Origin of the sequence: Bacillus amyloliquefaciens DSM 7 = ATCC 23350 (assembly GCF_000196735.1) — a bacterium.
In the GTDB taxonomy this organism is placed as follows: Bacteria; Bacillota; Bacilli; order Bacillales; family Bacillaceae; genus Bacillus; species Bacillus amyloliquefaciens.
In genome coordinates this window covers 3,674,061-3,694,541 of sequence record NC_014551.1, presented here as the reverse complement: position 1 = coordinate 3,694,541, position 20,481 = coordinate 3,674,061, and the positions used below count along the sequence as shown (strand labels likewise).

Here is a 20,481-nt window from a genome sequence, read left to right as displayed (position 1 = left end):
AGTGATGATTTCATTAAGTATATTAGATCAATCTCCTGTATCAGAAGGGAGTTCTGCGGAAAGCGCGCTGCGGGATACGGTGAGGCTCGCGCAGGAGGCAGAGAAGCTCGGATATAAGAGGTTTTGGGTGTCAGAGCATCATTTTTCAGAGCGGCTGGCGGGTTCAAGCCCTGAAGTGCTGATCAGCCATATTGCGGCGAAAACGAACGACATTCGTGTAGGCTCAGGCGGTGTCATGCTTCCGCATTACAGCGCTTATAAAGTAGCGGAGAACTTCCGCATGCTTGAAGGGTTGACGCCGGGCAGAATCGATCTCGGATTGGGGAGGGCGCCGGGCGGAATGCCGATTGCATCATGGGCGCTGAATGACGGCGGGAAGCGCAATGCTGATCAATACCCGCAGCAGATTCGTGAGCTGGCGATGTATTTGCATGATGAAGCCGATGACAATCACCGTTTTCCGAATCTGACGGCATCCCCGCTTATTAAGACGGCGCCGGAAGTCTGGCTGCTCGGTTCATCGGGGGAAAGCGCGCTTCTGAGCGCAGAAACGGGAGCAGGCTATATGTTTGCCCATTTTATTAATGGAGAAGGCGGAGAAAGCGCGACGGCACAATATAAGCGCCGATTTAAACCTTCTGTATTAGGAAAAGAACCAAAAACGGCCGTGGCGGTGTTTGTGCTGTGCGCGGACACTGAGGAGAAAGCGGAGGAACTCGCTGCCGTCATGGATTATACGCTGCTTGCGGGGGAACAGGGGATTCCGCTTCATGGCGTACCGTCTTACGAAACCGTCCGCGGCAATACGTATACACCATATGAACAAAGGCGAATTGCCGATAATCGGAATCGAATGATCATCGGAACAAAGCAGCAAGTGAAAGAACAGATTCTGGCTCTCAGTAAAGCATACGGTACGGAGGAAGTGATGGCTGTGACCATTACTCATCATTTTGAAGATAAACTTCAGTCATACCGGCTGCTTCGCGAAGCCTTTGCCGAATGATCAGAAAGAAACCCTGCTGATGCTCCAGCAGGGTTGTTTGGTTATTCAATGATAAATGGTTTTTCAGTCAGCACCTGGCTTGATTTCCCTTTGTTCGCGGCATAGGCCAGCATATAATATTCTCCTGCCGGCAGTGCGGTGTCACCATTGACTTTGCCGTTCCAGTCGAAATATTGATAGCCTTTATCTTGTTTTTTATAAATGCCGGCTTGGCCGACAAAGTCAAGATTGCTGTTATACACAAGGAAGGCTAGCTCTTCGGCGCCCGCCGGCAGATAGGTTTCAATTTGATAGGAACCTTGCGCTGTGCCGTCCTGTACGTCGATCGAAGTCACGCGCGGATAGTCCGGTTCTTTTACAATCAGAAGCGTCGGCACTTTTGCGACTGTTTTTCCGCCTTCACGCACTGTGACTGTTCCCTCAAATGTGCCTGCTTTTACTTTTTTGGCATTGACCTTTACCTTCGCATTGACTTTTCCTGTTTGATGAGCGGGAATCACGACCCGGTCTGTGCCTGAAACGGTAATGCCTGTGCCGTTGAAAGAGTATTCCAGCTGATATGACTTTCTGATGGACGATTGGTTTTCAATCGTAAATGTTTCTTTTTTCGTTTCATTGCCTTTGTCTTTCATAAACGTTCCGTAAGAATAACTTCCCGGGGCGACGAGAGAATCTGCTTTGATCGCCTTCATGATTCTGATGCTTCCGGCGCCCTGCGCATTATGCGGGTATACGTCACCGTCCGCATCCGTTAAGGTTTCCGCCGTGTTCATGAGTGCGGCTTTTATTTGCTCCGGGCTCCATTTCGGTTTAGCCTGCTTGATGACAGCAGCTGCGCCGGCTACATGCGGTGAAGCCATGCTTGTTCCCTGCTTCGATCCGTAGCCGTACGGGTTGGCCGGATCATGGGTCGGAATGGTGCTGACGATGTTTACGCCGGGAGCGGAGACGTCAGGTTTTATCATCCACGTGTCCATAACCGGACCGCGTGAAGAGAAGTCTGCCATTTGTTCAGTGAGCGATTTAGCCACGGATAAATTGAATGTCGCTTTTGTGCCGCCCGCTTTTATTTGGCTGACGAGCTTTTCGCCGTCTTCTGATGACAGCTTAATGGTCGGCACGGACATGCCCGGTACGTTGGCTTCAATTTCTCCTGCGGCGTTGTTATACACAACCATACCGATCGCGCCCGCTTTTTTGGCATTGTCGGCTTTATCCACAAAGGCGATGCTGCCGCGTTTGACAACCGCGATTTTTCCTTTCAGATCTTTGCCTTCAAAGTCTTTTTGCTCGCCGATACCCGCTTCTGCGAGTTCTACTTCTTTTTTATTCAGCGCTTTTATGTCATCTTCTTTGTTGTAGCCCATCACTTTCGCTGAGGAATAAGAACCGAAGGAGACGGCATATTCGTTCAGCGGCAGCTGTGTCGCTCCGACGGAGATGGCTTCTCTGGATGTTCCCGGAGAGCCGACGGTCCAATTGTTCGGCCCGCTGTTTCCGTTTGACGTAACGGCCGTAACGCCTTCTGACATTGCCCAGTCAAGCGCAGTGCTTGTCGCCCAGTCCGGATTATTCACAGAATTGCCGAGCGAAAGGTTCATGACATTCGCTCCGTCCTGTACGGCGCGTTCGATGCCGGCGATGACGTTCTCCGTTGTCCCGCTTCCGCCCGGACCAAGCACACGGTAGGCCAGAAGCGTTGCATCAGGCGCGACGCCTTTAATCGTTCCGTTTGCAGCAACCGTGCCCGCGACATGGGTTCCATGGTCAGTCGCAGCGCCTCTCGGATCACCGGCCGGCGTTTCTTCAGGATCGTAATCGTTATCCACAAAATCGTATCCTTTATATTGCCCGAAATTTTTCTTTAAGTCAGGGTGTTTGTATTCGACGCCTGTATCAATAATGGCAACTTTGACGCCTTTGCCCGTATAGCCGAGCTTCCACGCGTCATTTGCCCCTATATAAGGCGCGCTGTCATCCATCTGCGGAGACACGGCATCCTTGGAAAGGGTGATGTCTTTATCTTTCAGCTGATCGGTATGATAGGTGACATTCGGATAAACCGCTTTGACATCCTGATCACTCAGCAGTTTCGGGATTTCATTTGCCGGGAGTTTCATGGAGAAACCAGAAAACACTTGCTCATATTCCCTGTTGATCTTTCCGTGTTTAATCGTTTTGAGCGCTTTATTTTTCACTTTTGCGCGTTCGCTTTTCAGCTTGTTTTTTGTTTGTGTTTTGCCGAGTTCCTTTGCTTCGGCCAGTGATTTTTCTTTCAGCTCCACGATGACCGTCGTTTGTTTGCCGGTGGTCATATCAATGTCACCGAACACCTCAGCCTTCTCGAGATCAGGAGCTTGCGGTTTTGAAGCCGGCGCAGCCTGTGAACTTGTGGATAAGGTAAAGGATAAGACAAAAGCCGGAAGCAGATAACGGATGATTCCTTTTTTCAATCGTGTTTCCCCCTTTTTCTTTATCTAAAATTAGAAATCTAGTATATATTTCTCGAAAATTCAAAATATTCCTTGTGACATAGGACTCATTTATGGAAATTGATCTGTGAATAAGGAGAAAGTTATACACAGAATCATGTGTATAAGTGAATAAATCTGTGTATATATATTGTTGGGAACGAATGTTCCTATACAAAATATAGATTTGTTTTGTGGATATGTGGATATGTCCTGTGTTTAAGCTGTGCTTAACCAAGGGATAAGATGTGCATAACTTTTTTTAACCGCTTCTCCATTTTTCAGGTCATTTCCATCAGCTTTCAACAAAACTTCTTAAAACTAGTTTGTTTTTTCACTCATATTGTGACAAACAATTCGTCCGGCCGCGTCTATCATAGAGTCATAGGGTTGCTAGACCCGCTAGTTTTTAGCGGAGAAGGATCGGCCGCCTTTTCCGTTAAAGCGGAGAGAAAACAGGCCTGCGAACAAGCTGTCTGTCAAAAAGAAGCGGAGGGATGATTTGCAATGAAACGTGTGCTAGTATCTTTACGGGTGTGGATGGTCTTTCTGATGAACTGGATGGCGCCGGGTGACGGAAGATTTCAATTAGCCGCCGTGTACGGAAACCAAGTTGTCTATCATAAGAAAGCGAAGCTGACGGCTGAGGCGTTTTCGTTTGTGAGCCGGGTACGATCGGCGGATCTGACCGATGAAACGAAATCGGCCTGCGGCAGGCTGGATAAAAATCGATGGATACCTGTCCGCAAAGAATTGCCGAAACGGGAGCGGGCTGGTCCGGTATCTTTACATCATATGAAAAAGAGGGTACAATCCCACTAAACATATGAACGGGAGCGAACCTCTTGAGAATAGACAAAGTATTAAATAACAATGCGGCGTTAATAAAAGAAGACGGACGGGAAAAGATCGTAATGGGTCCCGGAATCGCTTTTCAAAAGAGAAAGAATGATTTGATTCAAAAACATAAAATTGAAAAAATATTTGTCGTGCACGACGAAAATGAAAAGTTCAAACAAGTGTTAGAAACGCTTCCCGAAGAGCATATAGAAGCGGCTGAAGATATCATCAGCCATGCGGAGGGAGAGCTTGCGGCACCTTTGAGCGATCATATTCATATTGCGCTGGCGGACCATTTATCCTTTGCGATCGAAAGGATTCAAAACGGCCTTCATGTGCATAACCGATTGCTTCATGAAATTAAGGCGCTCTATAAAAAAGAATATGAGATCGGCCTTTGGGCGGTCGAACATGTGAAACAGACCCTCGGTATATCATTGCCTGATGATGAGGCGGGGTATATCGCGCTTCATATCCACACTGCCAAGGCGGATGCCAAAAGCATGTATTCGGCGATGAAGCATACAACCATGATCAAAGAAATGATCGAAAAGATCGAATCCTTTTTTGAACAGAAGGTGGATGAAGACAGTATTTCATATCAGCGCCTCGTCACGCACTTGCGGTATGCGGTCAGCCGGTTGGACTCAAATGAAGCCCTCCATTCCATGGACGAGGAGATGCTTTATTTCATCCAAAAAAAGTATCCGTTTGCTTATCGGTGTGCGCTTGAACTGGCGGCGTTTTTAAAAAATGAATATGATTTGGAACTGCCGGAATCCGAGGCCGGCTATATTACGCTGCATGTCCAGCGTCTGCAAAAAAACCCGGAATAACGCGTCTGTTTGGAGAAACAGACTTTTTTTTGATAACATATTGACGAAAGCGCTGTCATGAAATAAAATGAAAGCGCATCAAAAAACTGAATCCGGCGGGATTGTGACTGGTTATGCAGGCAAGACCTAAAATTTGCGTACATGAAAAAGGGATCATGTTGTCCTTTTTCGTTGGCGAATTTTAGGTCTTTTTTGATTTTAGAAAGGGGGATACATAATGGATTATCAAGAAATTGCAAAAGAGCTTGTCAAACATATCGGAGGGAAATCAAACATCATCAGTGCGACACATTGCGCGACCAGGCTCAGGCTCGTCATTCAAGATGAGCAGAAGATCAGCCAGGCCGGCATTGAAGAAATAGAAGGAGTAAAAGGGGCTTTCAGCAGCTCGGGACAATACCAGATTATATTCGGTACCGGCCTCGTGAATAAAGTGTATGACGCGTTTTCAAAAGAAGCCGATCTGGGGCGGGAGGATCGTGAGACACATCAGGACGCAGCGAAAAAAAAGCTGAACCCGGCAGCAAGATTTGCGAAAACACTGTCTAACATATTCGTTCCCATCATTCCGGCTATCGTAGCAAGCGGCCTTTTAATGGGATTGCTCGGCATGATGAAGGCCTTTCACTGGGTGTCTGAACAATCATCGCTGTTTCGGCTTCTCGACATGTTTTCAAGCGCGGCTTTTATCTTCCTGCCCGTATTCATCGGATTCAGCGCGGCGAAGGAATTTGGCGGAAATGCATATCTCGGTGCGGTGCTCGGGGGAATTATGATCCATCCGGCGCTTTTGAATCCGTGGGGGCTTGCGGATGCATCGCCTGATTTTATGGAACTCTTCGGCTTCAACATTGCGCTTCTCGGCTACCAAGGGACGGTCATCCCCGTACTGTTGGCCGTTTACATTATGAGCAGGGTGGAAAAAGGCACGAGAAAAATTGTGCCTCACGCATTCGATTTATTGGTCACGCCGTTTGTCACGGTGATTGTGACCGGATTTATTACCTTTGTCGCAATCGGTCCGCTTGGCAGAGCGATCGGATCAGGCATTACCGTCTCGCTGACATATGTGTATGATCACGCGGGCATTGCTGCCGGACTTCTTTTCGGAGGGCTTTACCCGCTTATTGTGCTTACCGGTGTGCATCACAGCTTTCATGCGATTGAGGCCGGCCTCATCGCTGATTTGGGCAGAAACTATATCCTTCCTATCTGGTCGATGGCGAATGTCGCTCAGGGCGCGGCGGGACTGGCTGTATTTTTCCTGACGAAAAAAGCGAAAATGAAAGAAATCGCTCTGCCTGCCGCGTTTTCCGCTTTTCTCGGCGTAACAGAACCTGTTATTTTCGGTGTGAACCTCAGATACCGCAAGCCGTTTATCGCGGGAATGATCGGCGGAGCGCTGGGGGGCGCCTATGTCGTGGTGACCGGTGTCGCCGCCAATGCCTACGGACTGACCGGAATTCCGATGATTGCCATCACGGCTCCGCTCGGTTTAGGAAATCTCATAAACTATCTGATCGGAATGGGCATCGCCTCTGTGTCGGCGTTTATTGCCGCTTACATTATGGGAGCTAAAGAAAAGGAGGCCGCCAAATGAGTACACTTGATCAAGAGCTGCGGCTGCAGGCTGAGGAAGCGAAAAAGAAGCGGGGGGAAACCGCTGCATCAGATCCGTATCGTCAGAACTATCATATTATGCCGCCGGTCGGGCTTTTAAATGATCCGAACGGCGTGATCCAATGGAACGGTGTATATCATTTGTTTTTTCAATGGCAGCCATTTCATACGGGACATGGCGCGAAATTTTGGGCTCACGTGACGACGAAGGATTTTGTTGATTGGAAAGAGGAAGAAATCGCGCTTGCGCCGGGGGAATGGTATGACAAAAACGGCTGTTATTCCGGAAGCGCCATCGAAAAAGACGGCCGGCTCTGCCTGATATACACAGGCAATGTCCGTGACGAAGAAGGCAATCGGGAAACGTATCAATGCCTCGCCGTATCCGAAGATGGGAAAGTATTTGAAAAAAAAGGAGTCGTCGCGCGTCTCCCGGCAGGCTATACCGCTCATTTCCGTGATCCGAAGGTTTGGAAGAAAGACGGGACGTATTACATGGTGCTCGGGGCGCAGACAGAAAAGCTCACCGGGAGCGCTGTGTTATTCACATCAGAGAATGTAACGGATTGGACATTTGTCGGTGCGATTGCGGGGGCAGATTCCGGCGGTCTCGGGTCATTCGGCTATATGTGGGAATGCCCGGACTTGTTTTCTCTTGACGGAACCGACGTGCTGCTCGTATGTCCGCAGGGGCTTGACGCCGACGGGATGAAATATCATAACAGCCACCAGGCGGGCTATTTCCTCGGCAGGCTGGATATAGAGCCGCTTGAGTTTAAGCATGGTGAATTCACGGAGCTTGACAGAGGGTTTGATTTTTACGCGGCTCAGACGCTGGAAGATGATAAGGGGCGGAGGATTCTGTTCGCGTGGATGGGCGTCCCTGATCAGGAGGAGGACAAACATCCGACACATGCGTATCATTGGGTTCACTGTTTGACGATGCCGAGACAGCTGTCACTGTCAAACGGCAGAATCATACAGCGTCCGCTCCCGGAAATGAAATCGCGCCGTACGGATGAACAAAAGCGCCGTCTCCAATTGGAATGCTCGTCTGCAGCCCTTCCGGTGAAAGATGCGTCCCGGGCTGAAGTGCTGCTGGATGACATCACTTATAAATCTGGTTTTGAAATCTCTATTCGGGGCGCGGCCCGGTTTATATTTCATCAGGAAAAGGGACTCGCCGTGCTGGAGCGCACCGCTTTTAGCGGAGAGGAAAAAGAAACGAGAAGCTGCGCCATAAGTGAGGTGCATTCCGTGCAGCTATTTCTGGATGCATCCTCCATCGAATTGTTTTTGAATGATGGAGAAGAGGTATTCAGCGCCAGATATTTTCCTTTCCCGGGAAATGATGAGGTAACGGTTACATCGACAGGGAGCACGGAAATAAATGCCTCAATTTGGACACTTTTGTAGAAAATCGTCCTTTTTTCTTATGTGAAACCTATGCCATCTGTGCTATTCTTCAAACAAAAGACTACTATTCTCAGGAATAAAAGGAGTTGTTTTCTCAGTTTTGAAGAATCAGAAGATGACGCCGAAATGTTTACTTGTCAAAGCCGCAGAGCAAGTGGAAGATAAGCGGGAAGAATATAAAGAAGTATTGCTTCAGCTGAAACGCATGCTCAAGAGAGCCGAGCCGCACAACGAATGGAGTGATCGGCTTAGCCATACATATGAACAGATGAAGGAATATGCGCTCTTTGTGCAATCGATTGAAATGTTTTTACGGTCATCCGCGAAAAAAATGAAATAATCCCCCTCAGGCGATGAGGGGGATATTTATTTTATTTTCCGCTAAGACGCATCGCCGAATGTTTAGTCGGTCCGATGTATTGGTTCAGCGGAAAGGATTCTTTGATCGCGGCGGTGATAAATTCTTTTGCCGCATAGATGGCTTCTTTCACTTCAGCGCCTTTGGCCAGTTCCGCAGTAACGGCTGCGGAGAATGTGCATCCGGCTCCGTGTGTGTAAGGCGTATCAATCATTTCGCTTTCTAATACTTCCGCGGTTTTCCCGTCATACAGCACGTCAACCGCTTTTTCGTGTTTGAGTTTGCCTCCGCCTGTAATTAATACATATTTCGCGCCGAGTTCGTGAATTTTCTTGGCCGCTTCTATCATGTCTTCCACCGTTTTTAATTCATCCATACCGCTCAGCTGGCTTGCTTCAAACAGGTTTGGGGTGATGACGGTTGCCAGCGGGGCCAATTGGGTGCGCAGCGCTTCGGCATGCTCCGGATACAGCACTTCGTTCGCTCCTTTGCAGACCATGACCGGGTCGATCACGACATTTTTCAGTTGTTTTTCTTTAATCGTTTTCGCCGCAAGCTCAATGATCTCCACGGTAGGGAGCATTCCCGTTTTCATGGCGTCTACGCCGATCCCGTCAACGATCGTCGCAAGCTGTGCGCGAATCGTATCGGCATCGATCGGAAACACTTGATGATCCCAGCTGTTTTCCGGGTCCATCGCTACGATAACGGTCAAAGCCGTCATTCCGTATACGTTTTTTTCTTGAAATGTTTTTAAATCGGCCTGAATTCCCGCGCCGCCGCTGGAATCAGAACCGGCTATAGTAAGTGCTTTGTGCATTGACATATCAATGGCCTCCATCAGTGTTTTATATCTCATTATAGTTAGATTTTCTCCTGATCACAATACGGAAGGCTTAGAGGAATGATTTGACAGTGCTTGTTCCGCCGGCCTTGATCTGTTTGTGCACGTGTTATGCGCTGGTGTTGGTGCCTGTTTATCAGTCAAAACTTTGGAATGTCATGGATGCGGGCAGATTTGATATCAAGGCGGTATGCATGGTTTGGGGAGACCTTCTGATCATTCTGGTTTTGCTGGCGGGCATGACCTGGATATGTGTCTGACCGGGTGAAATAAAAAATCCCCCCTGATCTCTCAGCCGCTTTATGTTTTAATAGAACATGAGAAAAAGCAGAAGGAGCGGATCATGAATATATCAATTGTCATAGTCACGTATAATCGGATTCCGGCTTTGTGTGAGCTGCTGGAGTCAATTTCCAGGCAGACCGTAAAGCCTTATGAAGTGATCATCGTAAATGATGCGGGGGAATCGGTCGAGCAAGCGAAGCAGCTGTACAGCGATCTGCCGATTCAGATTATTGATTTAGAACAGAATGCCGGTCATGTGGAAGCTCGAAACGCCGGTGTGAAACAAGCGTCAGGTGATTGTATCATGCTGTGCGATGATGATGATTTCATTACGCCGGGCCATTTGGAAAGAATGGCGGCTGAGCTCGCTGATGCCGACTTTGTTCATGCTGACGCGGAAATTGTGTCATTTGAAGAACGGGACAACACGAGATATCCGGTATCACGGAAGCCATTCGCCTATACGGCCGATTATGAGGATATGCGGGTGTTTTCCACGTATGTTCCGTCAGGCAGCATGTACAGACGTTCTCTGCATGACACGTTAGGATATTTTGATCCGGATGTCCATAATTATTGGGACTGGGATTTTTATTTACGCGCTGCGAAACAGCACCGTGTGAAGCGTGTTCCTTGCGCGAGCGTCATCTATGCGTTTTTTGAGGGAGGCGGCAATCAGTCCGCGGATCTCGGCGCCAAACGGAAGCAGTACTTAGACCGGTTAAGCGAAAAGCACGGGCTTGGGGAGCTCCCGACGAAAAACTTCGCGGTTCTTCTTGAAGAGCCGGATATGAAGAGGCGGGAGGCGCCGACTGACATTGTGTGGGACGGAAAGCCCGTCTATTCGAGACTGCACAGTTCATAAGGGGGACGGACAGTTTGAAACAGCTTTTAAAAGACAGCTGGTGGAATCAGCTGAAAGATGAATTCGACAAACCGTATTATCAAGAGCTGAGAGAGATGCTGAAACAGGAATACAGCAGCCAAACGATTTATCCTGACAGCCATGATATTTTTAATGCCTTGCATTATACGTCCTATGAGGATGTAAAAGCGGTCATTCTCGGACAAGATCCGTATCACGGTCCCGGACAGGCGCACGGGCTCAGTTTTTCCGTTCAGCCCGGCGTCAGACAGCCGCCGTCATTGAAAAATATTTTCATAGAGCTTCAGGATGATATCGGCTGCTCCGTACCGAATCACGGATCACTCGTCAGCTGGGCGAAGCAGGGAGTGCTGCTGTTAAACACAGTGCTTACGGTTCGCCGCGGCCAGGCTAATTCCCACAAAGGCAAGGGATGGGAGCGGCTCACTGACCGCATCATTGATGTGGTGAATGAAAGAGAAAAGCCGATTGTCTTTATCCTGTGGGGACGTCACGCACAGATGAAAAAAGAGCGTATTGACACATCGAAACACGTTATTATTGAATCGACTCACCCGAGCCCGTTTTCGGCAAGGAACGGCTTTTTCGGGAGCAGACCGTTTTCCCGTACAAACGCCGCCCTTGAAAAAATGGGGGAGCAGCCGATTGACTGGTGCATCCCCGATCTGCCGCAATAACCGGTTTTTTGAGGCGTTTCCGCCCGGCGGAAACGCCTTTTTTGACGCCCGGGGCCGTATGCTGTCAGAAAAAATAACAAACTCATTTCTGCGATTCGGTCAGAAATTTGATAAAATGCAGGAAGAAGACAAATTACTGCTGGAGGATTTACTCATGAACATACATATCTCTGCTTTGATTCAGAAGATGGAAGAAGAACTGAGGCAGGCAAAAACGGCGTCCCGCGCCGAGGAGATCAAAATGCACGTGGCCGCCGTCCGCTCTCTGTGTGACGTCGTGCTCGGCACCCAGACGCACACCGCTGTGGCGCCTGTGCAGAATCCGATTCCGAAAGAGGCGCCGAAGCCTTCCGCGTCTCCTTCGACAGACCCGCTTCTGCTTGAAAAAATGATGGGCAGCGCCGGGCTGAATCAATATCAGAAAAAAACGAAAGACGAACGCGGGGAAGACGGAAACGGGGATTCCATTTTCGATTTTTAACAGGAGAGGTTGATTGACTTGAAACTGATACTCGGGGGTTTGCAATGGACGGCATTTATGATCGCGGCTGCGATTGTGGTTCCTGTCGCCATCGCACAATCATTTCACTTGAACCATGCCGATTCTGCCGCATTGATTCAGAGTACATTTTTTGTGCTCGGCGTCGCCGCGGTCATCCAATGTCTTCAGGGACATCGTCTGCCGATTAATGAAAGCCCGGCAGGCTTATGGTGGGGCGTGTATACGATTTACGGCGGACTGACGGGCACGGTGTTCACGACATTCGGCGAGACGCTGCGGGCGCTTCAGGGGGCGCTGTTATTAAGCGCTGTCTTTTTCTTTTTGTTCAGCCTTTTTAAAGTGATTGAACGGCTGGCCGTACTGTTTACGCCGGTTGTGACTGGCGTGTATCTGCTGCTTTTGGTCATGCAGCTGAGTCAGCCGATAGTAAAAGGTCTTTTGGGCATCGGCTATTTAAAAAACAGCGTCGACGGCCTTGTCTTTGGGCTTGCCATGGTTGTGACGGCCGCAATGTTCATCATGTCCCGATCACATGTTACGTTTTTAAGGCAGTATGCGATTCTTCTTTCGCTTGCGGGCGGATGGATATTGTTTGCGGTCTTCGGCGCTGCCAAACCGATTCAAATACCGGACCGCATCATTCAGCTGCCGACTCTCTTTCCGTTTGGAAAACCTGTGTTTGACAGCGGACTGATCATTACATCACTCTTCATTACAGTGCTTTTGATTGTCAACATGCTTGCGAGCATTCGGGTTGTTGAAGCGGCGGTGAAAAAATTCGGCGGCACCGCAGGGAAGCGGCGTGAGCGCCCGGCCGGGTTTGCGGCCTCGATCAGCCACCTTTTGAGCGGATTGACGGGAGGCATTGCGCCTGTGCCGATCTCAGGGGCGGCCGGTTTTATTGAGACGACGAAGCTTCCTTCGAAAAAGCCGTTTCTTTTGGGCAGTGTATTTGTCGCTATCATCAGTATGATCCCATTATTTATGAATGCGTTTGCGAGTCTGCCCTCACCGGTCGGCTTTGCGGTGAATTTCGTCGTTTTCTCCACAATGGCGGGTCTTGCCTTTACGGAGTTTGACTCTTATGAGAAAGCGGAGCAAAAACGAATCCGCTCCATTATCGGTCTGGCGCTTCTGACGGGAGTCGGTGTGATGTTTGTGCCTGAGAGCGCATTATCAGGCATGCATCCGATTCTGATTTCGCTCTTAAGCAACGGTCTTGTGCTCGGAACGCTGCTGGCGATAGCGGTCGACCGGATCTATCTTATCAAAAAGAAAAAATCCGACAATCTCGTGTCATCGGAGGACGGGCGTTGAATTTTCCCGATGTTGGGTTATGATTGAATTGGAAACTTTAACGAAAAGGCGGGAGAAGAATAGATGAAAGTGTTTATTATTCTGGGTGCGATTAACGCCTTATTGGCTGTGGCGCTGGGTGCTTTCGGGGCGCACGGGCTTGAAGGGAAAATCCCTGATAAATATTTGCAGGTATGGCACACAGGCGTGCAATATCATATGTATCACGCGCTCGGCCTTCTGGCTGTCGCGTTTTTAGCCGAAAAGCTCTCTGGCGTGGGGAGCGTTTCTGTCGCGGGCTGGCTGATGTTTGCGGGCATCGTTCTGTTTTCTGGAAGCTTGTACGTATTGAGCGTGACGCAGATTTCCATTCTCGGAGCGATTACACCGCTCGGCGGCGTGGCGTTTATTATTTCGTGGATTATGATTGTCGTCGCGGCCGTCAAATATTTATAAAGAAAAAAAGCCAATCCTCTGCCAAGTGAGCGATTGGCTTTTTGATTTATCTCGGAGAATAAGAAGACATGGAGTACGGATAAGTATAAGCAATTTCCTCATCAAACGTGATGTAATCAAGGTAAATGGTCAGAAGCAGATAACGGGTACCCGTTTTCGGGTCGCTGATGATGATATGATCACGCCCCGCAGCCTGAATCACGCCGCGGAAAATCTTTGAATTCCATTCTTTGCTGTTTTCAAACGTCATATAAATCGTCGCCGTTTTGCCCCGATTCAACCGCAGAATATTTTCAATGTATGACTCTTCAATCGGCAGCATGCCGGGAACGTTTTGTGACGATGATGGACCTGACGGGATCTGAAAGCTGCTGCCGCCCTGCTGCTGCGGCTGCGTCTGGCCGGGGAACCCCCCGCCGAAGCTCTGCTGGCCTTGCTGCATCGGCATCGACATCTGCTGCTGCATCGGCATCATCTGTGATCCTTGGCCCTGAGGCTGCGGATAAGGATTAGGCCCGAGCTGCGGCTGGAATCCCTGCATATCCATTCCCATCCCCATCCCCTGCATTTGCTGATATTGATTCTTTTTCGGTTTCATATTGTTCCTCCTTTGATGAAAACCTCGTGATGCTGGAACCTCCTGACAAGTAATCAGACAGCCGTCAGAGCGGCTGCTGTTTTTATCTATTCCACCATATGAGCCTTTAGAAAGATTTATGCGAAAAAAGAAAACACGCTGCCTGAGACCGGCCATCAGAGCCGGCCTTTTTTGTGCGCGCAAAGCTGACTTTTCACATAATAGTCTGTATTCCTAGCGCATCTTTGACATAAGGAACATATGATAGCGGTAGTTTCAGGTACGAAAAGGGGGTGACGAGTTGCCTAAAGTGTCAGTGATCATGACGAGCTATAACAAAAGTGACTATGTGGCCCGCTCAATTAAAAGTATTCTGTCTCAGACGTTTACAGACTTTGAGCTTTTCATTATGGATGACAACTCAAATGAAGCGACATTGGCGGAAATACGCCCTTTTCTCACGGATCCCCGCGTCCGGTTTTATCAAAGCGATGTATCGGGCGTCAAAGAAAGAACGGAAAAAACACGCTATGCGGCCTTGATTAATCAGGCAATAGAAATGGCGGAGGGCGAATACGTGACGTATGCGACCGACGACAACACGTATGTGCCGGACCGGCTTGAGAAAATGGTGAAAGAGCTTGATGACGACCCGGAAAAAGCCGTTGTGTATTCAAGTTCCAAAACCTATCATCTGAATGAACAGAAAGAGACGGTGAAGGAAACGGCCAGGCCCGCCGAACGGATCGTGTGGAATGCGCCGTGCGCCATTGACCATTGTTCGGTCATGCACCGGTTTTCCGTGCTGGAACAGGTCAAATCGGCATTCGGCTCCTATTGGGATGAAAGCCCCGCGTTTTACCGGATCGGTGACGCCCGTTTCTTCTGGAGAGTGAATCATTTTTATCCGTTTTACCCGATTGCTGAGGAGCTTGACATCAATTATATTACCGATCAATCCATCCATTATCAGCTTTTTGCGGCGGAGAAAAACGAGTTTGTGAACAGCCTTCCGCAGCAGACCACGTGCCGAGAGCTGAGGGAATCATTAAAAAAGCTTGGAAAGGGGTGAGGGCTTGTCGGCATACTTAGCGAACTATTGGGTGCTGTACCGGCAGTATATTGACCTTTTTCATTCACTTCGCTACAAAGACATCCCGCTCGCATTGATCAGTAATTTTTATCAATATATCAGTCCGGCGCTTCGGGAGAGCATGGAGCAGAACCCAGAGCTTTTCGGCCCGGCTGACCGGCATATTCCTGAAGCCAATATTCAGTCTTATTTTGATCAAAAGAAGCAAACCATTAAGAAAACAGATGAGAAACCGGTAAACGGAAAAGTCATTCTGCATTTTGACCACCTTCGATTCACCGAGGGAAACTACCGGCAGTTTGATCCGGCGAAAACGGCGGTTTTAGCCAGATGGAGTCTTCCTGATCATCACGGGCTGCCCGTTATCAGCAAATTGGAGCTGACGGGAATGGACAAAAAAGGGAACCCCGTCCCTTATATTGAAAAAGCCCATTCCATTCTGAAAGAGCACAGCAGCCATCCCGCTTTCGGAAACAGAGCGTTTCAGGAGCGTTTGTATAAAGACATTCCGTTATTTATTGAAGCGATTGATGCCATTGATATTTTGTTTACGGCCGAGAACATTTCCGCCGTTGTAGTCGGCACGACAGAGGATATTTACAGCCGTGTGCTTGCGCTGATGTGCGCGAAAAAAAACGCCGTCAGCATCTGTCTTCAGCATGGGGCGCTCATGGGAGATGAAGCGTTTCTGCCCGTGTTTACGGACTATCAGGCTGTGTTCGGGGCTTATGAAGCGGAGTGGTATAAAGCAAAAGGCTGCAGGGAGGAACAAATCATCATCACGGGTCATCCCCGTTTCGACGAGATTTTCTCAAGAGAGCCGATAGATAAGGACACGTTTTACCGAAAGCTTTCCTTTCTCCCGTCAAAGCGGACGGTGCTGATCGCCACTCAGCCGTTCTCTGATGAATTTTATACGGGAGTTCTTGAAGAACTGATCAAGCATAAGAACATGCAGCTTATTATTAAACCGCATCCGTGGGAAATCGGCAAAAACAAGCTGGATGCTTACCATCAGGTGCTGCGGAAATATAAAGCCGGCAAAATCATCAAAAAAGAAATGGGGCTTTATGATATTCTCCCGTATGTTGACGCCGCGGTGACGCAGACATCAACGGTCGGCCTTGAAGCGATGCTGTTTCAGAAACCCGTACTGATCGGAAAATCAGCGGGAACCCGCCAATACCCTTATTATCATTCTCTCGGGGAATTTGCTTTTGAGGACCCGCAGGCGCTTGCTCAGGAATTGATTCGGGTATGCGAAAGCCCCGACGAATATCAAAAGGCAGAAAAGGCGCGCCGCACTTTTATCGCCGCGAACTATCCTGTTCAGGATTCGCTGGCCGCTTTATGCCGAGTGCTTCAGGAAAAAACCGGAGTCGACTTCAGACGGGTTGACCCTTCATAAAAAAGATAGGAGCGCAAAGAAAATGGTGCAAAAAAGATCATCTTTTCTTCCCTATTCATTGCCCATGATCGGGAAGGACGAAATTCAGGAGGTTATTGATACGCTTGAAACGGGCTGGCTTTCAAAGGGACCGAAAGTGGAGGCGTTTGAAAAAGCTTTCGCCGCCTGGACGGGAGCAAAGCACGCGATCGCGCTGAATTCATGTACCGCCGCGTTGTTTTTGGCCCTGAAAGCGAAAGGGATCGGTCCCGGCGACGAGGTCATTACGTCTGCCGTGACGTTCAGTTCAACAGCCAATACAATCGTGCATACAGGCGCAGTTCCGGTGTTTGTAGACATTGATCCGCTTACCTTGAATGCGGACCCTGAGAAAATTGAGGCGGCTGTGACCCCGCAGACAAAGGCGATTGTGCCCGTTCATTTCGCCGGCCAGTCGTGTGAGATGGATCAGATTCTGGCCATTGCCGAAAAGCATCAGCTGTTTGTCTTAGAGGATGCGGCCCATGCCGTGTACACCACTTATAAACAGAAAATGATCGGATCAATCGGGGACGCGACGGCATTCAGTTTCTACGCGACAAAAAACCTGGCAACCGGAGAAGGCGGCATGCTGACGACGGATGATGACAGGCTTGCCGACCAGATCAGGGTGCTCAGCCTTCACGGCATGAGCAAAGGCGCGTGGAACCGTTATTCTTCAAACGGAAGCTGGTACTATGAGGTCGAAACGCCCGGCTATAAAATGAATATGTTTGATCTTCAGGCGGCGCTTGGGCTTCATCAGCTGAAACGGATTGACAGCATGCAGGAAAGAAGAGCCGAAATTGCGGCCCGCTACCAGGACGCCTTCAGAGACATGAAAGGGCTGACCGTCCCATATGTCAGTGAGAACGGACGGCATGCATGGCATTTGTATGTTATTCAAGTAGAGGAGCAGGAAGCAGGAATCAGCCGGAACGATCTGATTTCCGCTTTGAAAGACCAATATAATATCGGCACAAGCGTTCATTTTATTCCGGTTCCGTTCCATCCGTATTATCAAAAAACATACGGATATAAGGAAACTGATTTTCCGGCCGCGGCCGCGTATTATCACCGCACCGTATCACTCCCTCTTTATCCGTCAATGACAGATGATGACGTTGAATACGTCATTGCAGCCGTTACGGATATCATCAAAGGGGCTGATTAGGTGTACAGACTGAGGGAAAATCTTACTCAAGACATGATTCAAGCCTTTCTCCATCAAAAGGGCATTCAGCCGGAGGCCTATGAATCGTCGCTCTGTTTATTGGAAGAAAACAGCCTTCAAGGCGTGATTTTATACGAAAACTCTTCGTGGGAAAGTCAATTGTTCCAAAAAAAAATCATCAATGTGAAGCTCGCAGCCGCAAACAGCACCGGGCAGCTCAAAAGGCTGTTTCAGGAGTTTTACGCCTCAAGGCGGGCTGACGGCACCGATTTTATATTTATTAAAATACCGGCTGAAGATGTCGGAGCTATGCAGGTCGTTCAGCAGCTTCCGACCGCCTGTTTTGTCGGGAGTTTGTTCAAGCTCGTCAGTCCGGTGCGTGTTTATAACAGTGCGCCGCCGTTTGAGATTACAGAAGCCGGACCCGGCGACACGGAAGCGATCAGCCGGCTGGCCCGCGACGCCTTTACAAAAAGCAGGTATTACCAAGACCCTCATCTCAGCTATGAAAGTGCAAACCGCCTGTTTGAAGAGTGGGCGCGGAATAATGCGGAAGGCAGAGCTTCCTTACAATTCGCCGCCAAATACAAGGGAGAGACCGTGGGCTTTGTTCAAGGGCTGTCTAAAGGCGATGAATTTGTCCTTGATCTGATGGCGGTAAAACCGGGATTTGAAGGAAAGGGCGCGGGATACCATTTAGCGGCGCGCATTATTGAACAATCACTGCGCTTTCAGCATAAGACTGTATCAGCGGGAACGCAGCTTCACAATGTAAGAGCCATCCGCCTGTATGAAAGAATGGGATTTAAAGCGGATGCGTCTTATTACTATTATCATGTGTGGCCCGGGAAGGAGGCGGACTGATGGCATCATGCAAAATCGGATCGAAGTCAATCGGCGAAGGTTCGCCCGTTTTCATCATCGCCGAAGCCGGGATTAATCATGACGGAAAACTGAGCCAGGCGTTTGAATTGATAGACGCGGCCAGTGAGGCCGGTGCGGATGCAGTCAAGTTTCAAATGTTTCAGGCGGACAAAATGTATCAGAAAGACCCCGGCTTGTACAAAACCGCAGCGGGTAAAGACGTCTCAATATTTTCTTTAGTGCAATCAATGGAAATGCCCGCCGAATGGATAGAACCGCTGCTTGACTATTGTAAGAAAAAAGGCGTGCTGTTTTTAAGCACGGTATGTGACGAAGGCTCTGCGGACTTATTATATGCGACATCTCCGTCAGCTTTTAAAATCGCCTCCTATGAGCTGAACCATCTGCCGTTATTGAAATATGTCGCGGGGCTGAAGACCCCGATTATCTTTTCAACCGCGGGCGCTGATATTTCAGATATTCAGGAGGCTTATAAAACTATTACCGGCGAGGGGAACAAAGAGATTGCGATTATGCACTGTGTGGCGAAATATCCCGCACCGCCTGAATACAGCAATCTGAGCGTCATTCCCATGCTCGCCGCCGCTTTCCCGGATGCTGTGATCGGCTTTTCCGACCACAGCGCCCACCCGTATGACGTCCCGTGCGCAGCTGTCAGGCTCGGAGCGAAGCTGATCGAAAAGCATTTTACGATAGACAAAAACCTGCCCGGCGCCGATCACTCCTTCGCCCTCAATCCGGATGAATTAAAGGAAATGGTTGCGGCGATCCGTTCAGCTGAAGCGGAGCTGAGACAGGGGCATCACGCTCCGGTGCCGGAAATACTGTCGGGAAGCTCCCATAAAACCACGACATCAATTGAGGGGGATATCAGGAAATTCGCTTACAGAGGCATTTTTTCAACAGCGCCGATTCAAAAAGGCGAATGTTTTACAGCGGATAACATTGCCGTTCTTCGTCCCGGACAAAAGCCGCAGGGGCTTCACCCGAGGTATTTTGAACTTTTAACTGACGGGGCGCGTGCGGTCAGGGATATCCCCGCCGACACGGGCATCACCTGGGATGACCTTTTGACGAAAGGCAGCTCTTATGATGACTGACATTCTGTTTATCATTCAGGCACGGATGGGAAGCGAGCGTCTTCCAGGCAAAGTGCTGAAGCCGATCGGCGGATATACCATTCTCGATATGATTGTCAAAAGAGTTCGGCAAAGCGCGTATTATGATCAATCACGGGATAATCTGATCATCGCCACGTCTGACAATAAGACCGACGACATACTGTCCGCACACTGCCTCAGCAAGCACTACCGTGTGCACCGCGGCAGCGAGCAGCGCGTGCTTGACCGGTTTGCACAAGTCATCGAACAAGTAAAACCGGCCATCGCAGTCAGACTGACGGGGGATAACCCGTTTGTCGATCCTTCGCTGCTTGATCTTCTGATTAAATCGCATTCAGACCAGCACGCGGATTACACGTATATCGGGGGTACGCCGCTCGGCATCGGCGGCGAGGCGGTAAACGCGAATCTTTTAACAGAACTGAGCGCCGCCAAAACGCTGGCGGACAAATATCAGGAGCATGTGACACTTTTGATAAGAGAATCTCCTGAGAAGTATCGGCTCCTCTTTCCAGAACCCCCGCAGGAACTTCGTGCTCCTCACTTGCGGCTGACCGTCGATACCGAAGAGGACTACCGGCTGGCCTGCGAGCTGTACGCAAAAGCAGGAGCGCGCCCTGATATTCCGGCAAAGGAATTAATTCATCTGCTGAATAGCGATCCGGAGCTCAGAGCCATTAATCAGATGATCCGGCAAAAAGAGGCTGATTAA

At 49.3% G+C, this 20,481-nt stretch carries 21 protein-coding genes; 18 read left to right on the top strand and 3 right to left on the bottom strand.

Annotated features, from left to right (window positions below; genetic code table 11):
* Positions 1 to 4 precede the first annotated feature (4 nt).
* Complete coding sequence (locus BAMF_RS39030) at positions 5 to 1,006, top strand: LLM class flavin-dependent oxidoreductase (protein ID WP_013354021.1); 1,002 nt, start codon at positions 5 to 7, stop codon at positions 1,004 to 1,006.
* Between the two features lie 41 nt (positions 1,007 to 1,047).
* Here BAMF_RS39030 and BAMF_RS39025 read toward each other — a convergent pair whose 3' ends face one another.
* Positions 1,048 to 3,459, bottom strand: coding sequence for a S8 family peptidase (locus tag BAMF_RS39025; protein ID WP_013354020.1), 2,412 nt, complete (start codon positions 3,457 to 3,459; stop codon positions 1,048 to 1,050).
* 525 nt (positions 3,460 to 3,984) lie between these two features.
* Here BAMF_RS39025 and BAMF_RS39020 point away from each other — a divergent pair.
* The 5 genes from BAMF_RS39020 (at position 3,985) to BAMF_RS39000 (ending at position 8,529) form a co-directional block, all read left to right on the top strand.
* Positions 3,985 to 4,299, top strand: a complete 315-nt coding sequence (locus BAMF_RS39020; protein ID WP_013354019.1) for a hypothetical protein — start codon at positions 3,985 to 3,987, stop codon at positions 4,297 to 4,299.
* A gap of 23 nt (positions 4,300 to 4,322) precedes the next feature.
* Positions 4,323 to 5,153, top strand: a complete 831-nt coding sequence (locus tag BAMF_RS39015) for a PRD domain-containing protein (protein ID WP_013354018.1) — start codon at positions 4,323 to 4,325, stop codon at positions 5,151 to 5,153.
* A 217-nt stretch (positions 5,154 to 5,370) separates the two neighbouring features.
* Positions 5,371 to 6,753, top strand: a complete 1,383-nt coding sequence (locus BAMF_RS39010) for a sucrose-specific PTS transporter subunit IIBC (protein ID WP_013354017.1) — start codon at positions 5,371 to 5,373, stop codon at positions 6,751 to 6,753.
* A complete protein-coding gene (locus BAMF_RS39005; RefSeq protein ID WP_013354016.1) occupies positions 6,750 to 8,189 on the top strand; it encodes a sucrose-6-phosphate hydrolase in 1,440 nt (479 codons plus the stop codon). The genes BAMF_RS39010 and BAMF_RS39005 overlap by 4 nt, the downstream gene beginning before the upstream one ends.
* A 115-nt stretch (positions 8,190 to 8,304) precedes the next feature.
* Positions 8,305 to 8,529: a hypothetical protein gene (locus tag BAMF_RS39000; protein ID WP_013354015.1), complete on the top strand. Its 225-nt coding sequence runs from the start codon at positions 8,305 to 8,307 to the stop codon at positions 8,527 to 8,529.
* 31 nt (positions 8,530 to 8,560) lie between these two features.
* On the opposite strand, the gene BAMF_RS38995 is transcribed toward BAMF_RS39000, so the two are convergent.
* A complete protein-coding gene (locus tag BAMF_RS38995) occupies positions 8,561 to 9,373 on the bottom strand; it encodes a bifunctional hydroxymethylpyrimidine kinase/phosphomethylpyrimidine kinase (RefSeq protein WP_013354014.1) in 813 nt (270 codons plus the stop codon).
* 89 nt (positions 9,374 to 9,462) lie between these two features.
* On the opposite strand from BAMF_RS38995, the gene BAMF_RS38990 reads away from it, so the two are divergent.
* From BAMF_RS38990 to BAMF_RS38965, 6 genes are all read left to right on the top strand, one after another.
* Positions 9,463 to 9,651, top strand: coding sequence for a hypothetical protein (locus BAMF_RS38990; protein ID WP_014471204.1), 189 nt, complete (start codon positions 9,463 to 9,465; stop codon positions 9,649 to 9,651).
* Between the two features lie 83 nt (positions 9,652 to 9,734).
* Positions 9,735 to 10,541, top strand: coding sequence for a glycosyltransferase family 2 protein (locus BAMF_RS38985; RefSeq protein WP_013354012.1), 807 nt, complete (start codon positions 9,735 to 9,737; stop codon positions 10,539 to 10,541).
* A gap of 14 nt (positions 10,542 to 10,555) precedes the next feature.
* A complete protein-coding gene (locus tag BAMF_RS38980) occupies positions 10,556 to 11,239 on the top strand; it encodes a uracil-DNA glycosylase (RefSeq protein ID WP_013354011.1) in 684 nt (227 codons plus the stop codon).
* A gap of 58 nt (positions 11,240 to 11,297) precedes the next feature.
* Complete coding sequence (locus BAMF_RS38975) at positions 11,298 to 11,720, top strand: YwdI family protein (protein WP_013354010.1); 423 nt, start codon at positions 11,298 to 11,300, stop codon at positions 11,718 to 11,720.
* Between the two features lie 18 nt (positions 11,721 to 11,738).
* Positions 11,739 to 13,058, top strand: coding sequence for a purine/pyrimidine permease (locus BAMF_RS38970; protein WP_013354009.1), 1,320 nt, complete (start codon positions 11,739 to 11,741; stop codon positions 13,056 to 13,058).
* 63 nt (positions 13,059 to 13,121) lie between these two features.
* Complete coding sequence (locus BAMF_RS38965; RefSeq protein ID WP_013354008.1) at positions 13,122 to 13,493, top strand: DUF423 domain-containing protein; 372 nt, start codon at positions 13,122 to 13,124, stop codon at positions 13,491 to 13,493.
* 46 nt (positions 13,494 to 13,539) lie between these two features.
* Here BAMF_RS38965 and gerQ read toward each other — a convergent pair whose 3' ends face one another.
* Positions 13,540 to 14,091 carry a spore coat protein GerQ gene (gerQ, locus tag BAMF_RS38960; RefSeq protein ID WP_013354007.1) on the bottom strand — a complete coding sequence of 184 codons (552 nt, stop codon included), beginning with the start codon at positions 14,089 to 14,091 and terminating at the stop codon, positions 13,540 to 13,542.
* Between the two features lie 280 nt (positions 14,092 to 14,371).
* On the opposite strand from gerQ, the gene BAMF_RS38955 reads away from it, so the two are divergent.
* The 6 genes from BAMF_RS38955 to BAMF_RS38930 are packed head-to-tail and all read left to right on the top strand — an operon-like array spanning position 14,372 to position 20,481.
* Entirely contained in the window at positions 14,372 to 15,142 is a 771-nt protein-coding gene (locus BAMF_RS38955) for a glycosyltransferase family 2 protein (RefSeq protein ID WP_013354006.1), read from the top strand.
* 4 nt (positions 15,143 to 15,146) lie between these two features.
* Positions 15,147 to 16,571: a capsular polysaccharide export protein, LipB/KpsS family gene (locus BAMF_RS38950; RefSeq protein ID WP_013354005.1), complete on the top strand. Its 1,425-nt coding sequence runs from the start codon at positions 15,147 to 15,149 to the stop codon at positions 16,569 to 16,571.
* Between the two features lie 22 nt (positions 16,572 to 16,593).
* A complete protein-coding gene (locus BAMF_RS38945) occupies positions 16,594 to 17,763 on the top strand; it encodes a DegT/DnrJ/EryC1/StrS family aminotransferase (protein WP_013354004.1) in 1,170 nt (389 codons plus the stop codon).
* Entirely contained in the window at positions 17,764 to 18,627 is an 864-nt protein-coding gene (locus BAMF_RS38940; RefSeq protein WP_013354003.1) for a GNAT family N-acetyltransferase, read from the top strand. It abuts the gene before it with no gap.
* On the top strand, positions 18,627 to 19,748 hold the full coding sequence (locus tag BAMF_RS38935) for an N-acetylneuraminate synthase family protein (RefSeq protein WP_013354002.1): 1,122 nt from the start codon (positions 18,627 to 18,629) through the stop codon (positions 19,746 to 19,748). Before BAMF_RS38940 ends, BAMF_RS38935 begins: the two co-directional genes overlap by 1 nt.
* Positions 19,741 to 20,481, top strand: coding sequence for a cytidylyltransferase domain-containing protein (locus BAMF_RS38930; RefSeq protein ID WP_014472356.1), 741 nt, complete (start codon positions 19,741 to 19,743; stop codon positions 20,479 to 20,481). Before BAMF_RS38935 ends, BAMF_RS38930 begins: the two co-directional genes overlap by 8 nt.

What these genes read in the sequence shown, in the direction of transcription:
- BAMF_RS38985 (WP_013354012.1), top strand. Translation starts at nt 9,735, where the DNA reads ATGAATATATCAATTGTCATAGTCACGTATAATCGGATTCCGGCTTTG.
- gerQ (WP_013354007.1), bottom strand. Translation starts at nt 14,091, where the DNA reads ATGAAACCGAAAAAGAATCAATATCAGCAAATGCAGGGGATGGGGATG.
- BAMF_RS39000 (WP_013354015.1), top strand. Translation starts at nt 8,305, where the DNA reads ATGACGCCGAAATGTTTACTTGTCAAAGCCGCAGAGCAAGTGGAAGAT.
- BAMF_RS39005 (WP_013354016.1), top strand. Translation starts at nt 6,750, where the DNA reads ATGAGTACACTTGATCAAGAGCTGCGGCTGCAGGCTGAGGAAGCGAAA.
- BAMF_RS39010 (WP_013354017.1), top strand. Translation starts at nt 5,371, where the DNA reads ATGGATTATCAAGAAATTGCAAAAGAGCTTGTCAAACATATCGGAGGG.
- BAMF_RS39020 (WP_013354019.1), top strand. Translation starts at nt 3,985, where the DNA reads ATGAAACGTGTGCTAGTATCTTTACGGGTGTGGATGGTCTTTCTGATG.
- BAMF_RS38930 (WP_014472356.1), top strand. Translation starts at nt 19,741, where the DNA reads ATGACTGACATTCTGTTTATCATTCAGGCACGGATGGGAAGCGAGCGT.
- BAMF_RS39030 (WP_013354021.1), top strand. Translation starts at nt 5, where the DNA reads ATGATTTCATTAAGTATATTAGATCAATCTCCTGTATCAGAAGGGAGT.
- BAMF_RS38995 (WP_013354014.1), bottom strand. Translation starts at nt 9,373, where the DNA reads ATGTCAATGCACAAAGCACTTACTATAGCCGGTTCTGATTCCAGCGGC.
- BAMF_RS38965 (WP_013354008.1), top strand. Translation starts at nt 13,122, where the DNA reads ATGAAAGTGTTTATTATTCTGGGTGCGATTAACGCCTTATTGGCTGTG.
- BAMF_RS38975 (WP_013354010.1), top strand. Translation starts at nt 11,298, where the DNA reads ATGCTGTCAGAAAAAATAACAAACTCATTTCTGCGATTCGGTCAGAAA.
- BAMF_RS38945 (WP_013354004.1), top strand. Translation starts at nt 16,594, where the DNA reads ATGGTGCAAAAAAGATCATCTTTTCTTCCCTATTCATTGCCCATGATC.
- BAMF_RS38935 (WP_013354002.1), top strand. Translation starts at nt 18,627, where the DNA reads ATGGCATCATGCAAAATCGGATCGAAGTCAATCGGCGAAGGTTCGCCC.